This is a genomic window from Mucilaginibacter phenanthrenivorans, assembly GCF_024721155.1.
Lineage (GTDB): Bacteria > Bacteroidota > Bacteroidia > Sphingobacteriales > Sphingobacteriaceae > Mucilaginibacter > Mucilaginibacter phenanthrenivorans.
The window spans coordinates 251,376-266,595 of sequence record NZ_JAHVAP010000002.1 but is presented as its reverse complement, the minus strand read 5'-3'; the positions used below and the strand labels follow the sequence as shown (position 1 = coordinate 266,595).

General features: G+C 44.1%; 12 protein-coding genes. 5 read left to right on the top strand and 7 right to left on the bottom strand.

From position 1 onward, the window contains the following. Window positions 1-24: 24 nt before the first annotated feature. Window positions 25-768 (bottom strand): hypothetical protein, encoded by a 744-nt coding sequence (locus KXD93_RS05875; protein ID WP_258135981.1) that lies wholly within the window; start codon window positions 766-768, stop codon window positions 25-27. 161 nt (window positions 769-929) lie between these two features. Then, window positions 930-1,793 (bottom strand): aldo/keto reductase, encoded by an 864-nt coding sequence (locus KXD93_RS05870; RefSeq protein ID WP_258135979.1) that lies wholly within the window; start codon window positions 1,791-1,793, stop codon window positions 930-932. 134 nt (window positions 1,794-1,927) lie between these two features. Here KXD93_RS05870 and KXD93_RS05865 point away from each other — a divergent pair, with 134 nt between their 5' ends. Next, the gene (locus KXD93_RS05865; protein ID WP_258135978.1) at window positions 1,928-2,362 is read left to right on the top strand and encodes a DUF6526 family protein; all 435 of its coding nucleotides are present in this window, start codon (window positions 1,928-1,930) and stop codon (window positions 2,360-2,362) included. 112 nt (window positions 2,363-2,474) lie between these two features. Here KXD93_RS05865 and KXD93_RS05860 read toward each other — a convergent pair whose 3' ends face one another. Both KXD93_RS05860 and KXD93_RS05855 read right to left on the bottom strand, forming a co-directional pair. Next, on the bottom strand, window positions 2,475-4,388 hold the full coding sequence (locus KXD93_RS05860) for a DUF6600 domain-containing protein (protein WP_258135977.1): 1,914 nt from the start codon (window positions 4,386-4,388) through the stop codon (window positions 2,475-2,477). 215 nt (window positions 4,389-4,603) lie between these two features. After that, window positions 4,604-5,008 carry a DUF1761 domain-containing protein gene (locus KXD93_RS05855; RefSeq protein WP_258135976.1) on the bottom strand — a complete coding sequence of 135 codons (405 nt, stop codon included), beginning with the start codon at window positions 5,006-5,008 and terminating at the stop codon, window positions 4,604-4,606. 136 nt (window positions 5,009-5,144) lie between these two features. On the opposite strand from KXD93_RS05855, the gene KXD93_RS05850 reads away from it, so the two are divergent. Then, window positions 5,145-5,618 carry a CYTH domain-containing protein gene (locus KXD93_RS05850; RefSeq protein WP_258135974.1) on the top strand — a complete coding sequence of 158 codons (474 nt, stop codon included), beginning with the start codon at window positions 5,145-5,147 and terminating at the stop codon, window positions 5,616-5,618. Window positions 5,619-5,625: 7 nt separating this feature from the next. Here KXD93_RS05850 and KXD93_RS05845 read toward each other — a convergent pair whose 3' ends face one another. After that, window positions 5,626-5,919, bottom strand: a complete 294-nt coding sequence (locus KXD93_RS05845; RefSeq protein WP_258135973.1) for a DUF3892 domain-containing protein — start codon at window positions 5,917-5,919, stop codon at window positions 5,626-5,628. Window positions 5,920-6,139: 220 nt separating this feature from the next. On the opposite strand from KXD93_RS05845, the gene KXD93_RS05840 reads away from it, so the two are divergent. Continuing rightward, window positions 6,140-6,499: a plastocyanin/azurin family copper-binding protein gene (locus KXD93_RS05840; protein ID WP_258135972.1), complete on the top strand. Its 360-nt coding sequence runs from the start codon at window positions 6,140-6,142 to the stop codon at window positions 6,497-6,499. 244 nt (window positions 6,500-6,743) lie between these two features. Here KXD93_RS05840 and KXD93_RS05835 read toward each other — a convergent pair whose 3' ends face one another. Both KXD93_RS05835 and KXD93_RS05830 read right to left on the bottom strand, forming a co-directional pair. Beyond that, window positions 6,744-7,097 (bottom strand): nuclear transport factor 2 family protein, encoded by a 354-nt coding sequence (locus KXD93_RS05835; protein WP_258135970.1) that lies wholly within the window; start codon window positions 7,095-7,097, stop codon window positions 6,744-6,746. Between the two features lie 148 nt (window positions 7,098-7,245). Further along, window positions 7,246-8,772 (bottom strand): tetratricopeptide repeat protein, encoded by a 1,527-nt coding sequence (locus KXD93_RS05830; protein WP_258135969.1) that lies wholly within the window; start codon window positions 8,770-8,772, stop codon window positions 7,246-7,248. Between the two features lie 339 nt (window positions 8,773-9,111). On the opposite strand from KXD93_RS05830, the gene gltB reads away from it, so the two are divergent. Together gltB and KXD93_RS05820 are read left to right on the top strand one after the other, a co-directional pair. After that, the gene (gene gltB, locus KXD93_RS05825; RefSeq protein WP_258135968.1) at window positions 9,112-13,632 is read left to right on the top strand and encodes a glutamate synthase large subunit; all 4,521 of its coding nucleotides are present in this window, start codon (window positions 9,112-9,114) and stop codon (window positions 13,630-13,632) included. After that, entirely contained in the window at window positions 13,632-15,110 is a 1,479-nt protein-coding gene (locus KXD93_RS05820; protein WP_258135967.1) for a glutamate synthase subunit beta, read from the top strand. The genes gltB and KXD93_RS05820 overlap by 1 nt, the downstream gene beginning before the upstream one ends. Window positions 15,111-15,220: the final 110 nt, after the last annotated feature.

Genomic DNA, 15,220 nt, shown 5'->3' with positions numbered 1-15,220 from the left:
ATTCTGTAATTCGGTTTAACCCGGTTATTTCTTACTCTTTTCGCCAGTGGCAAGCACCACTACATAAACAGTTCCGTTAACTGTTAAATTTGCTGTGCCATCGCCATTAAATACTATTGAACCATTATAGCTAAAATTGCCTTTTTTAGGAACGTTGCCGGTGATGGTAAAAGTTGCAGAGCCGCTTCCTATTTTGCGGTCGGGCTTTGATAAAGTGAGCGATTTCACAGCAATATCAATACTGCTGCTGCCTGCATTTGTAGTGTCGACCTTTGATTTGAATGAGCCATCGCGTTTGTATTCGCCATTGATCACGTAAGCAGTTGCCGAGGGGCTAAGGCCGCCAACTGTAAAAGCTGAACTACCTGAATTGCTTGATGAAATGTGCGGGCCGCTATATGAACCGCTATAGGCAAGGTTTGATACAAGATTATCCGGTGGATTATCGCTATTGCAATTAAGCGTATAGCTGTATTTTAACTTATAGCTATAGCTTACGTTTGTACCATTGGATTGCCGTGAAACACTATCGGATTTTGAGGTTCCGCAAGGCAAATGCAACCCAACAAAAGCCTGCGCGCTAACTGTAACATCGCCCGAAACGCCGGCCACACCATTTAAATTTGTTGACACCGAAGCGGCCACCATATCAGCTGCTTCGTCGTTAGAAACATTTCCTTTGATGTTTACCGACGAACTGTCATTTTTTTTACAAGATACTGCTGCTGCCAGCAACAATATCACAAAGTAGTACTTAAAATTTTTCATAATTTACTTATTTTACTAAAGGGTATTGTGCATTGACGAACAAGTAAATCACAAATTTGTTTCTTTGTAATTAAAATAATAAATACAATGGTAATTTATTTACAATAATTGAGATTAAAAACTTACGGAGTTAAGGCGCACCATAAGTTTTTAGTCAAATTTTATTGCGGGTTGATACTGTTCAATTCCTGGATATCTGCTTCAGTAAGCTCAAGGGAAACTGCATTTAGATTCTCCTCCAGGTGCTTAACACTTGAAGTACCCGGAATCAGCAAAATATTGTCTGAATGGTTAAGCAGCCAGCTTAACGCAACCTGGTGAACAGTGGCGTTGTGCTTCTCAGCAATTTGCTTCAGTTTATCCTGGCTGGCAACATTACCTGCATTAAGTGGGAACCACGGAATAAACGCAATCTGGTGTGCTTTACAATATTGAAGCACTGGCTCCCATTTGCGGTTGTCAACGCTGTACATATTCTGAACGGATACCACTTCAAAAAACTCCTGCGCCTTTTTTATAACATCCACATCAACTTCCGACAGGCCAATGTGTTTTATCAATCCTTCCTCCTGTGCCTGTTGCAAAAACTCAAAGCTTTGCTCGGCGGGAACTATAGGATCTATACGATGTAGTTGGTACAGGTCAATCTGATCCAGCTTCAACCGCTTTAAACTGCCCTCCAGCGCCTTTTTTAAATAATCGGGCTTTGCATTTATCGGCCACACGTCAGGCCCCGTACGAAGTAAGCCACCTTTGGTAGCAATCACAAGGTCGGCGGGATACGGATAAAGCGCCTGCGCGATTAACTCCTCTGATATATGCGGGCCATAGCTATCAGCGGTATCAATAAAATTTACACCAAGCTCAACAGCGCGCTGTAATACATTTATAGCTTCTGCCTCGTCCTTCGGTGGCCCCCAAATGCCCTTGCCCGTGATACGCATAGCGCCATAACCTATTCTGTTAATGGTTAGTTCGCCACCAATCGTCAATGTTTTTTCGGATGTAATCAATGAGTTATTCATGTTTGATTGCGTTTTAGTGAAAAATATTAACGCAAATTGCGGTTAATTGTTCTTTTACTCAACATTAAAAAGTCATTTTTAGTCGGCTTCAATAAACCAAATAGTATTATCTTGGCTCAAAAATCAAACCCATCATGTTACAACAAAATAATACCCATCACACGCAATATGTTAAGGGATATCACTACATACTGGTTCCGCTTTTATCTATAGGTGCCATTACATCACTTGTAAACGTTTACCTGCAATGGGCGGCACATTACGACATGTTGAACTCTATACTGATAGCACTTTTATTTATCTGCGGATTCTTCAGTGCAGTTTATTTGCGCCAGTTCCCGTTAAGGGCGCAGGACAGGGCCATCCGTGCCGAGGAAAACCTGAGGCATTATATCTTAACTAATAAGCCACTTGATAGCCGGGTTACCATGGCCCAGGTTATCGCCCTGCGCTTTGCACCTGATAAGGAGTTTGTTGTTCTTGCCGACCGGGCGGCAAAGGAAAATCTTTCGCCTGCCGAAATTAAAAAGGACATCAGGGAATGGAGAGCCGATAACCACAGGATGTAATGAGCCGAAAGGTTAAAGGTTAAAGCTGAAAGGCGAAAGCAAAAAGCAAAAAAACTTAAATTATTTTAACAGGAAAGGCGCTGGTGATACCGGCGCCTTTCCTTATTATTAACTACTGTACGTTGGGCTTGTTTGATTCGTCCTGCTTTACAGGCTCCGGTTTCTTAACCGGCTGCACCTGTGGCTTTGGTTGAGTTGCGGGGCGTGCTATCGGACGTTGCTGAACCGGCTGAGGCCTTGGCTGTTGCTGACCTTGTTGCGGGTTCGGATTTTGCTGAACCGGCTGAGGCCTTGGCTGTTGCTGACCTTGTTGTGGGTTCGGATTTTGCTGCACCGGCTGAGGCCTTTGCGGCTGTTGACCATTACCCTGCCCCTGTTGAGGGTTTGGGTTCTGCTGCACCGGCTGAGGCCTCTGCGGCTGTTGACCATTCCCTTGCCCCTGTTGTGGATTTTGGTTCGGCTGTCCTTGCTGAGGGTTTGGGTTTTGATTTTGCCCATTGCCACGTCCTCCCCTATGATCACCCTGGCCTTGCTGCGGGTTATTACCTTGTTGCGGGTTCTGACCACCCTGCTGCGGATTCTGGTTCTGGTTATTACCTTGTCCATTACCCGGTCTTGGATTTTGACCCTGTTGTGGGTTCTGACCACCCTGCTGCGGATTCTGATTCTGGTTATTACCTTGTCCATTACCCGGTCTTGGATTTTGACCCTGTTGTGGGTTCTGATTCGGGTTATTCCCTTGTCCGTTACCTGGTCTTGGATTTTGACCTTGTTGCGGATTTTGTCCCTGCTGCGGATTCTGGTTATTCCCTTGCCCGTTACCTGGTCTTGGGTTCTGTCCTTGCTGCGGGTTCTGATTCTGGTTATTCCCCTGTCCGTTGCCCGGCCTTGGGTTTTGGCCTTGTTGCGGGTTCTGGTTTTGGTTATTGCCTTGCCCGTTACCCGGTCTTGGATTTTGACCTTGCTGCGGGTTCTGATTCTGGTTATTCCCTTGTCCGTTACCTGGTCTTGGATTTTGACCTTGCTGCGGGTTCTGATTTTGGTTATTACCCTGCCCGTTACCCGGCCTTGGATTTTGACCCTGCTGCGGATTCTGGTTTTGGTTATTACCTTGTCCGTTACCTGGTCTTGGGTTCTGACCCTGTTGCGGATTCTGGTTGTTGCCTTGTCCAGTACCCGGTCTTGGGTTAGAGTTTCCACGACCACCTCCATTATAATTTACACTATGTTGCGGAGCAGGCCTGTTGTTGCCCTGTTGTGCACCCTGGTTAATAACAGGCCTGTAAATATTGAGCTGACCATTTTGCTGAGTTTGACCCGGCCTGGTGCTTATACCAATCCTAACCGGTTGGATCCTGGTATGCCCTCTGCTTTCAACATCACTAACCTGCGGGCCACGGTTATAAACCGGACCGCGATGACCACCTCCATTTCCGCCGTAATTGTTATTAATATTAACATTATTAATGATGGTGGTATTATTAATAATTGTAACATTATTCCTGACCACATAGTTATGATAATTAGGCCTTGAAATGTAACCGGCCTGCACATAGGTCCAGTCCTGGTTTCTTGGCCTCCAGTTGGTGTTGTAGCCCTGGTTAGGTGGCAATGGGGCCCAACCGTAGTAATCGTTGCTTTGTCCCCAGGCTACCCATGCAGGAGCCCATTCGTTACCCGGTTGCCACATCCAGCCATAGTCGCCGTCAAAAAACCACCTGCCATAGTGGAATGGCGCCCAGCCCCAGCTGTAGTTTGACGACCAGGTCCAGCCCTCATCGCTATAAACCCAATTACCATTGGTATCGTACGGCCTGAAATCAGGACCCAGATCCGGTTGCCATACATAGCCATAATCCGGATAGTCAATCCATTGGCCATAAGGGCTCAATTCGTCGTAAAAAACCTGGTCGGTTAATGGTTGCTGCTGTTGAACGCCGGCAGTCTCGGTGCTGGTATATATAATCGGGGTGCAGGCATTAAACATGCACGCTGCCGGTAATATTATATAAAATATTTTTTTCATGATAAGTTATGTTTAAAGTAGAAATGTATATATAATAGCGTTTATATACATATGACGGCTACAAAACTATTAAGTTTAATGGAAGATGGTAATTATTATTTGAGGATGGTTATAAAAGTTGTAGTGGTTGTAAACGTTGTAGTAGTTAAAGGTATAAAGTTCAATAATTTGAAACCTTTACAACGCTTACAACCACTACAACCCTTTTGACCTAACTACCGCCACGCCCCGATAATAGCGCCCATTACGGTAAGAGACACCAGGCTGTATCCCCCGTTTATGAATATGTAACGCCAGCTTTTCAGCTCGAATAAACTGTGGATAGCTATTGCGCCAAAGGTCCAGATACCTGCAAGGAAGCCTGCAGTTGTCCCCCATGCCAAATCTGTTTTTGCGTCGGCTAAAAACATTGCCAGGTTAACCGCCATTATTAATGAGAATATAATTGTAAAGCCAAAGATCTTGCCCTTATTGCCGCCTTGTATTTGCTCAACGGTAAGGTTGCTATCTACCATCCATGCATTACCAAATAAAGATTTTGAATACCAGATACCGCCAACCATAAAAGCGGAAAGCCCTGCTACTATTGTAGCGAGCCAATTAATGCGTGAAACGTCCATTGTATGAAGTATTTAAGTTTTTAATAAATGTAATATTTAATAAATAAAATACAAATTTTAAAACTGATAATATACAATCGCAGTCTATTGGCATCGCAATTGTTTAATACATTTGCCGTTCAGCAGACAGCATATTATGGGAATTGAAATAGAGCGTAAATTTTTGGTTGATCACGAGAAATGGAGCAAGGCACCAAAGTCGGCAGGCACGTATTTCCGACAAGGGTATTTGCTAAATGAAAAGAACCGTACATTTAGAGTTCGCGTAGCTGATACCCGGGCATTTATTACCATTAAAGGTGGTACATCCGGTATATCCCGTAAAGAGTTTGAATATGAAATACCGGTGGCAGATGGCATCGAACTGTTAGATAACTTCGCCATTTCGCAAGTTGAGAAGACCCGATACTGCATTGATTTTGCCGGTAAACTATGGGAAGTGGATGAATTTTATGGCGACAATGCCGGACTTATTACAGCGGAGATCGAATTGCAGCACGAAGACGAAGCATTTGAGCTACCCGAATGGGTTGCTGTTGAGGTTAGCATGGACGCAAGGTATTACAATTCCAACCTGTCAGTAAATCCATTTAACACCTGGAATAAATAGCTTTCCCTCATTCACACAATGGCAGTAACAGCAGGTTATCTGTGTTATCCTCATCGTGTACCGTTTTAACGTACTTATTTCCCTGCGGACAAACGGCAGGTATCAGGTAAATTTTATTCCCGTTAGCATCAATAATATAGGCTTCGCCGTTACCGTCCTTTATCCAATCGTGGATCTGCGATCTGTCTGTCACTCCATTCACGTTTATCCGTTCATTAACCCATTCAAAGTGATCTATTGCCAGGTAGGGATTTCCGTCGGTTTGCTCATCTTTTTTAATACAAATTATTCGTACAGCCATTTCAATTATGTTAAGTTAACCAGGTGCTGTAAAAATAAATCAACGTTAGATGTACGAATATCGTAATTACACCCAATCTGATACGTAAAACTACGTATTGTGTGTCGGCCGAAACCTCCTGATTAATTACTTTGAAATAAATTATTGCGACGGGCAACCTTTTCTGCTTTTACCCCGTGATACTGTTAAAGAAATATTTATTGTACAAAACATTCATCTTATGAAAAAGAAGCTAATTTATTTATCATTTATAGTGCTGGCAGGCCTATCACTAACTTATAGCTGCTCGTCAAACAAGGCGAAGGTAAATCCAACGCCATCAACACCTTCGGCAACAGTTGCCATTTCAAATTTCGCATTCGTTCCGGACACTGTGCGCATTAAATCAGGACAGTCAGTAACCTGGACAAATATGGATTCAGCGCCACATACCGCTACGGATTTAAATGGCGCATTTGACAGCGGCACCCTTGCAACAAACAAGACATTTAATTTTACATTTAATGCTACTGGTACCTTTAGCTACCATTGCCTTGTTCATTCAATGATGAAAACAGCGGTAGTTATCGTTACTAACTAATTTAGGAGTTGTGTTTGAGTGGGATAATAATGGGGTTCTGCAGGTTTCTGCAGGCCCCTTTTTTATATATAATCTACTGCTCGCGCGGACGCATAACCTGGTATAAATGAAGCGGGACTTTTCGGGCCCCTTATTTTAAATAACATTGAAACAGCATAGGAATTTTGCTTTCCAACGAATAGTCTGAAACATAATTACACATGTTCATGGCATACTCCAATATCGCCGTAAATAAAGCTCTAACTTACCCGATAAAAAACTGCTGGCTCACAATCTTGCCTTTTTCAACCTTGTAAACGCAGAGTTCCTCTATCATCTTGCTTTCCTGTCCCTTTGGCGTAAAGTGCATAGAAAAGATCACACTGAAATAATTTCCTGCAAAAATGCCTTCTGACACTTTAACATCATGAATCTCAACATTTGCCAGAAACTGCTTTTCTCTTTCAATTAAATTATGAAGACCGGTAAAAGGCTCGTTCTTATAGTTTGGGTCGATGCTGACTGCATCATCAGCATATAATTCGGTATAAGCTTCAACAAATTTAAGTTCGTTGCATAACGACGCTAATCGGGTTGCTATCTCTGGTATGGTAGTCATCTTGTGGTTGATTGGTTTTATTACCAATCAACGGCTTTTCTATTTGATTGTTTATGACGGCAATCTTAAATGATACTGAAATGATATAAGTGATGTTTGCCGCGGCTGGCGCGAAAAAAGCCGGGTATTTCAATAAAGGCCCTTGGCATTATTTACCTGCAATAATATTCTTAAATTCTTCCGTGTTCTTGATATTGTCGAAATCTGAATCAGTAAGGGCGTATTTTTTATTGTAGCCGCCGTCGATACATTTTTTAAGATAGATTTCAGCCTGTTCCGGCTTGTTCATTATTGAAAACAAACATGCCATATTATAATAATCACCTAGCAAAACAAACGAGTTGGTAGTTTTCAGGAAGCTGTTTTGCATTACCTCAACCGCTTTATCAGGGTTGCCGGTGTAAAACAACGCAAACGCATATTCTGCCGATTGCTTTGAGGTATCAACCACCATCACCTGTTTAAAGTCGTTTATGGCAAGTTCCTTGTTGTTCAACTTCAAATAAGCGCGTCCCCGTTCAAAATAAGAGTTCCAGTTTGGTATATTAAATGCTATTGCTTTTGAGCAGTTATCAATAACGTTTTGATATTCATTCAAAAAATAATTATTGTGCCCAATGCTGGTATATATAAAAACCAGCGCGAATTTATTATTTCTGAAATGCAGAATCGCCCTTTCAAAATCTTCATTGCTTTGCTTGTAATCAGCATTTTGTGCATGTGCATTACCTTTGTTGATATAGGCCGCGGCATAACTGGTATCGGTTAAAATTGCCAGGGAGTCGTCGGCAATAGCCTCCCTGTATTTTTGCAGGCCCATTTCCATTAATGCGCGGTCGTCATAAAGCCGCGCCAATGCTGACGGGCTATTCTTAAAAAACGGAATTGCTTTATTGTACCCATCAAAAGCCAATTGATAATCGCCATTGACGTTATAACAGGCTGCCTGGTTCCAATAAGCATGACCGTTATTCTGATTAAGTTTTAAAGCCAGCGAATAATCGTTGATGGCTTCTTTATATTGCTTTAAGTCGCGTTTCAAATCGCCCCTTGTGGTAAGTAGCGACGACAAAAGAATTGGGTTATTCTGGTACCCGTACATGGCTACGCTAATATCATTTATAGCAAGCTGAAATTTACCTTTAAAACCATACAGATCTGCCCGCGCCCTGTAAGCGGGAGCATAATTAGGGTTCAAAGCAATAGCTACTGAATCATCAGCCATTGCTTTATCAAATTGCTTTGCTTTGAGTGCAAACATGCCCAGGTAATAGTAGGCAATTCCCTGGTTAATGTTATCGCCATTTAAATGATCTACCGCATGTTTGTAATCAGCTTCAGCTTTCTGAAAATCTTTCTGAAATCTGTAAGCATCCCCCCTGCTTAGGTACGCCAATCCTAAATTAGGATTTACTGCAAGTGCATTGCTGTAATCAATTATTGCCTTACCATAATGTTTAAGGGTTACTTCTTCGTTACCTAAAAACACATACATGTTAGCTTTTCCGGTTATCTGCGTACCATTGTTTTTTAATGCAAGGGTTATGTCGTCTATCCTCTGTTGAGTGGCCCTTACCCGCTTTATGGAGTCAGTTATGGATTGATTTTGGGCAGATGCTTTATTTAAAACGCCACAGACTGCCGTAATCAGCAACACGAAAATTAGTTTCCTCATTTAGTTTTTAAGGTTTAGTACACTATATTTTATTACCATTTAAAACTAAAAAATATTCTTCTAAAAGCAATTTATATCTGTCAATCCGTTTTAAACAAAAGCGAAATTCTTTTTACAGATAGAGCTAGTGGAGATTATTTTACCACAGACGATCGTAAAACACCGGTACTTAATTTCCAAAATAGCAATATTAGTTTGTATATATTGCCAAATTATTAATTTAAAGCATTATAAATATTATATTATTTAGAAAAATTTAAAAATTTTAAGATATTTTTAATTCATTCCTGTAATTTGTAATTTCGTAGTTGCACCATTTATAAACTTTTATTATTTACAATGGATCAAGCTGAAAGCCAACAGGGCCTTTACCGGCCAGAATTTGAACACGACTCGTGCGGTACCGGATTTATAACTAACATTAACGGTCATAAAAGTCACCAGACAATTAGCGACGCGCTTACCATGCTCGAAAACATGGAGCACCGCGGTGCATGCGGATGCGATCCCGATTCGGGCGATGGCGCGGGGATTTTGATACAACTGCCCCATGAATTTTTTATGGAGGAATGCTCCGACCTGGAGATCAGCCTGCCTGAACCGGGTGAGTACGGCGTGGGGATGATATTTTTCCCTAAGGAATCGGCACTAAAAAAAGCATGCAAAGTTGTTATTGATAACGCAGTTGAAAAACTGGGACTACATACCCTGGGATATCGTAAAGTAAACGTTAACTCATCTGTTATAGGCGAAACTGCCCGGAAAGCGGAGCCTAATGTGGAGCAGATCTTTATTCAACGCCCGCATAACATTACCAATGCTGATGATTTTGAACGTAAGCTGTACATATTAAGGCGCTACATCAACAAAACGGTTACTGAAAATATTGCAGCAGCTAGCGAACATTTTTATTTTACCTCGTTATCCTGCAAAACAATTGTCTACAAAGGGCAGGTGACCACATACCAGTTGCGTCAATATTTTAGCGACCTGGCCGATCCGCGCATCGCATCAGGCTTCGCCATGATCCACTCGCGGTTCTCAACCAATACCTTCCCGTCATGGAAGCTGGCCCAGCCATTCCGTTTGATCGCCCATAATGGTGAGATCAACACGCTTACCGGTAACTTAAACTGGTTTTACTCCGGCTTAAAGTCGTATGCGTCGGCCTATTTTACCAACGAGGAAATGGAGATGCTACTGCCGGTGATTGACAACAATCAGTCTGACTCAGCCTGTCTTGACAATATAATTGAGATTCTGCTGCATACCGGCCGTTCATTGCCGCATGTAATGATGATGCTGGTGCCTGAAGCATGGGATGGCAACGAACAGATGGATCCGCTTAAGAAGGCATTCTACGAGTTCCACGCTACATTAATGGAACCATGGGACGGCCCTGCTGCTATTACCTTTACCGATGGTAAATTGGTAGGCGCTTTGTTGGATAGAAATGGCCTTCGTCCGTTGCGTTTTGTGATCACCAATGATGGCCGCGTTATTGCAGCTTCAGAAGCCGGTGTGCTTAACCTTGATGAGAGCCTGGTATTGCGCAAGGGCCGCTTACAACCCGGCAAAATGTTATTGATCGATACCGAAAAAGGGAAGATCATAACCGACGACGAAATTAAACACCAGATAGCCGGCAAACAGCCATATGGCCGCTGGCTTGAAAACTATAAGATTCAATTAGGTGAACTGGCTGAACCGCGTTTGGCATTCGCCAGCCTTTCTGAATCTGCCGTATTCCGTTACCAACAGGTATTCGGTTACACCCGCGAGGATATCGACACCATTATTAAGCCGATGGCTTTAGATGGCAAGGAACCAATAGGCTCAATGGGTACTGATGTGCCGCTTGCAATTCTGTCTGACAAGCCACAACACCTATCAAGCTATTTCAAACAGTTTTTTGCCCAGGTTACCAACCCGCCTATCGACCCGATTCGTGAGCGTTTGGTAATGAGTTTATCAACCTTTATAGGCAATAACGGCAATTTGCTGGACGAGGATAAAATGCATTGCCATTGCGTGGTGTTAAAGCACCCTATCCTTAAAAACCACCAGCTGGAGAAATTAAGAAGTATTGATACCGGTATGTTCCATGCCAAAACCCTGCAAACCTATTACAATGCCGATGGCATGCCGGGTTCGCTGGAAAAAGGTATTGCAAGGCTTTGCCGCTATGCAGAGGATTCGGTTGATGATGGTTTTGAGGTATTGATCCTTTCTGACCGTGCAATTGATTCGGAGCACGCCCCTATCCCGTCGTTACTGGCGGTATCTGCGGTACATCACCATTTGATCAGGAGTGGACGCCGCGGTGCTGTAGGATTGGTTGTTGAAACCGGCGATACCTGGGAAGTTCACCACTTTGCCTGCTTGCTTGCATTTGGTGCTACTGCAATTAACCCATACCTGGCGCTTTCGACCATTGAAACGTTAAAGAATAACGGCAGCCTGGAAACTGACCTTGACTTAAAATACCTGCAAAAAAACTATGTAAAATCGGTTAACGATGGCTTGCTGAAAATCTTCTCGAAAATGGGAATTTCAACGCTGCAATCATACCATGGTTCGCAGGTGTTTGAGATCCTTGGTATAAACAAAACTGTTGTAGATAAATATTTTACCGGAGCGGTAACCCGCATCGGCGGTTTAGGCCTTGATGAAATTGCCCGCGAATCGCTTTGTAAACACAAGATCGGTTTCGGCGGTTCAAAAACCGGGGTACATTTATTGCCTGAAGGCGGTATCTACCAATGGAAGCGCCGTGGTGAACAACATTTGTTCAACCCAACCACTGTTCACCTGCTACAACACGCAACCCGCAGCAACAGCTATTCGGTTTATAAGGAATATGCTAAGGCGATAAACGAGCAGAGCGAAAAACACTTCACCATCCGTGGCTTGCTTGACTTTGCGCATCATCGTGAGTCGATCTCACTGGACGAGGTTGAACCGGCCGAAAATATCATGAAGCGCTTTGCAACGGGCGCGATGAGCTTTGGCTCGATCTCGCACGAGGCGCATAGCACGATGGCTATTGCCATGAACCGTATCGGCGGCAAAAGCAATACAGGTGAAGGCGGTGAGGACGAAATGCGTTACCAGGTAATGCCTAACGGCGATTCGATGCGCTCAGCTATCAAACAAGTAGCATCCGCGCGTTTTGGGGTAACTTCAAATTACCTTACCAACGCCGACGAATTGCAGATAAAAATGGCGCAAGGTGCAAAACCGGGCGAAGGCGGGCAGTTGCCGGGCCATAAGGTTGACGACTGGATCGCAAAAACCCGTCACTCAACACCTGGCGTTGGTTTGATCTCGCCGCCACCACACCACGATATTTATTCTATCGAGGATTTGGCACAGCTGATCTTCGACCTTAAGAACGCTAACCGCGCCGCACGCATCAACGTAAAGCTGGTATCGAAGGCAGGCGTAGGAACTATAGCGGCCGGTGTGGCAAAAGCACACGCCGACGTAATATTGATTGCCGGTTATGATGGCGGTACAGGCGCGTCCCCTATCAGCTCTGTAAAACATGCAGGATTGCCGTGGGAACTTGGCCTTGCCGAAGCCCACCAAACACTGGTACGCAATAAACTGCGCAGCCGTGTAGTGCTGCAAACGGATGGCCAGTTAAAAACTGGTAGGGATTTAGCAATCGCAGCTTTAATGGGTGCCGAAGAATGGGGTGTTGCTACTGCTGCACTGGTTGCAGGCGGTTGTATCATGATGCGCAAGTGTCACCTGAATACCTGCCCTGTTGGTGTTGCTACCCAGGATCCTGAATTAAGGAAGCTATTCTCGGGCAAACCTGAGCACGTAGTGAACCTGTTCCGCTTTATGGCTGAAGAGCTTCGCGAAATTATGGCTGAGCTTGGCTTCCGTACCATTAACGAAATGGTTGGCCGCGTTCAGTTCCTGAAAGTGAAAGACGGGCTTAAAAACTGGAAGGCGCAAAAGATCGATCTTTCAGGCATTTTACACCCGGTAAATAATCCAAAAGACGTTACCTTATACAATAGCGAAAAGCAGGATCACGGCATGGCCGATATCCTTGACTGGAAGCTATTGGAAGCTGCTAAACAAGCGCTTGAAGATAAAACCCCGGTATTCGCTTCTTTCGATGTGAGAAACGTTGACCGTACTATAGGAACTTTGTTATCAAACGAGATCTCGAAATTATACGGCTCAGCAGCGTTGCCTGACAATACCATCAACTTTAAGTTCAAAGGATCGGCTGGTCAAAGCTTTGGCGCATTTACTACCAAAGGAATCTCCTTTGAGCTGGAAGGCGAAGCCAATGACTACGTAGGCAAGGGCCTTTCGGGCGCGCAACTGGCGATCTATCCATCTGAAAAAGCAACATTTACACCAGAGGATAACATTATCATCGGCAACGTAGCACTTTACGGTGCAACATCAGGTGAGGTATTTATCCGCGGGATGGCAGGCGAACGTTTCGCTGTACGTAACTCCGGTGCTACCACAGTTGTTGAAGGTATTGGCGATCACGGTTGCGAATACATGACAGGTGGCCGTGCGCTGATCCTTGGCGAAACAGGCAGAAACTTTGCGGCAGGCATGAGCGGCGGTATTGCATGGGTGTATAACCCTAACAACACATTCAGCGAAAACTGCAACATGGAGATGGTTGATCTTGATCCGCTATCGCTACAGGACCAGGAACAAATAATTACGCTATTGCACAAGCATGTTCATTTAACAGGCAGCAAGGTTGCGCAAACCTTACTCAAGAATTGGGATACAGCAGCTACTCAATTTGTTAAGGTATATCCAAAAGAGTATAAAAAAGTTTTAGAGAAATTACAATATCAAACTATCAGCTAATGGGAAAGCCTACAGGATTCCAGGAGTTTAACAGGGAACTTCCAGCCAAAACACCGGTTGCAGAGCGTGTTAAAAACTACAATGAGTTTGTACACTCCTATACTGACGAAAAACTTAACCAGCAATCGGCACGCTGTATGAATTGCGGAATTCCGTTCTGTCATTCAGGCTGCCCGCTGGGTAATATCATCCCTGAATTTAACGATGCAGTGTATCGTAAAAATTGGGAAGAAGCATACAACATTCTTTCATCAACCAATAATTTCCCGGAGTTTACCGGCAGGATCTGCCCTGCTCCGTGCGAGTCGGCTTGCGTGCTGGGAATTAATAAACCAGCGGTTGCTATCGAGGAAATTGAAAAGCACATCATTGAGATTGCTTATTCAAAAAACCTGGTACAGCCAACAGCCCCGCTTATTAAAACAGGCAAAAAGGTAGCTGTGGTAGGTTCAGGTCCCGCAGGTTTGGCTGCTGCCGCACAATTGGTAAAGGCCGGGCACGCGGTAACCGTTTACGAACGCGACGACCGCGCAGGTGGCTTATTACGCTACGGTATTCCTGATTTCAAACTGGAAAAATGGGTAGTTGAGCGCCGTGTTGAGGTAATGGAAAAAGACGGTATCGAATTTAAATACAATACTGAAGTTGGTAAGGATATTTCTGCCGATGAGCTGGTACGTAATAACGATGCTGTTATCATGGCAGGTGGATCAACCATCCCGCGCAACCTAAATATCCCCGGCAGGGAATTAAAGGGTATCCATTTTGCGATGGACTTTTTAAAACAGCAAAATAAGCGTGTAAGCAATATTGAAGTTAAGGCTGAAGAGATCATAGCCACCGGCAAGGATGTTATCGTAATTGGCGGTGGTGATACCGGTTCTGATTGCGTGGGCACTTCAAACCGCCAGCAGGCCAGATCAATCAAACAATTCGAGGTGATGATGCAGCCGCCTGTGCAACGTACCGAACACATGCCATGGCCAACCTACCCTATGCTGATGAAAACAACCAGCAGCCACGAAGAAGGTGCCGACAGGCATTGGGGAATTGAAACCATAGAGTTTTTAGGTGATGAAGACGGCAATTTAAGAGCATTAAAAGTTATCGACGTATCATGGGAGAATGATGTGATGGGTCGCCCGGTTACTAAAACTATTAAGGAAGGTTCAGAACGTGAGATCCCTTGTCAAAGGGTGTTCCTTGCAATGGGCTTCCTGAACCCACAATACGAAGGCATGATCGAAAGTCTTGGCGTTGAGCTCGACGGGCGCAAAAATGTTAAAGCTACCGAAGGCGCTTACCGAACCAACGTGAGTAAAGTATTTGCTGCCGGCGACATGCGCAGGGGACAATCCTTAGTAGTTTGGGCTATCTCAGAAGGCCGCGAGGCTGCACGCAAGGTAGACGAATTCCTGATGGGACATTCTATCCTTGAAAGTAAGGATGCAGTGAACCAGTTTGAGCAGGTTTTCTAATGTGCGGATGCGTGGATATGCAGATGTGCGGATGATTTAGGGAAGTATATCCCCAGACTAAAAAGAATCAATCAATCACACAATAGGAACCGGATGGCGAAGGCTATTCG

What these genes read in the sequence shown, in the direction of transcription:
- KXD93_RS05875 (WP_258135981.1), bottom strand. Translation starts at nt 768, where the DNA reads ATGAAAAATTTTAAGTACTACTTTGTGATATTGTTGCTGGCAGCAGCA.
- KXD93_RS05870 (WP_258135979.1), bottom strand. Translation starts at nt 1,793, where the DNA reads ATGAATAACTCATTGATTACATCCGAAAAAACATTGACGATTGGTGGC.
- KXD93_RS05865 (WP_258135978.1), top strand. Translation starts at nt 1,928, where the DNA reads ATGTTACAACAAAATAATACCCATCACACGCAATATGTTAAGGGATAT.
- KXD93_RS05860 (WP_258135977.1), bottom strand. Translation starts at nt 4,388, where the DNA reads ATGAAAAAAATATTTTATATAATATTACCGGCAGCGTGCATGTTTAAT.
- KXD93_RS05855 (WP_258135976.1), bottom strand. Translation starts at nt 5,008, where the DNA reads ATGGACGTTTCACGCATTAATTGGCTCGCTACAATAGTAGCAGGGCTT.
- KXD93_RS05850 (WP_258135974.1), top strand. Translation starts at nt 5,145, where the DNA reads ATGGGAATTGAAATAGAGCGTAAATTTTTGGTTGATCACGAGAAATGG.
- KXD93_RS05845 (WP_258135973.1), bottom strand. Translation starts at nt 5,919, where the DNA reads ATGGCTGTACGAATAATTTGTATTAAAAAAGATGAGCAAACCGACGGA.
- KXD93_RS05840 (WP_258135972.1), top strand. Translation starts at nt 6,140, where the DNA reads ATGAAAAAGAAGCTAATTTATTTATCATTTATAGTGCTGGCAGGCCTA.
- KXD93_RS05835 (WP_258135970.1), bottom strand. Translation starts at nt 7,097, where the DNA reads ATGACTACCATACCAGAGATAGCAACCCGATTAGCGTCGTTATGCAAC.
- KXD93_RS05830 (WP_258135969.1), bottom strand. Translation starts at nt 8,772, where the DNA reads ATGAGGAAACTAATTTTCGTGTTGCTGATTACGGCAGTCTGTGGCGTT.
- gltB (WP_258135968.1), top strand. Translation starts at nt 9,112, where the DNA reads ATGGATCAAGCTGAAAGCCAACAGGGCCTTTACCGGCCAGAATTTGAA.
- KXD93_RS05820 (WP_258135967.1), top strand. Translation starts at nt 13,632, where the DNA reads ATGGGAAAGCCTACAGGATTCCAGGAGTTTAACAGGGAACTTCCAGCC.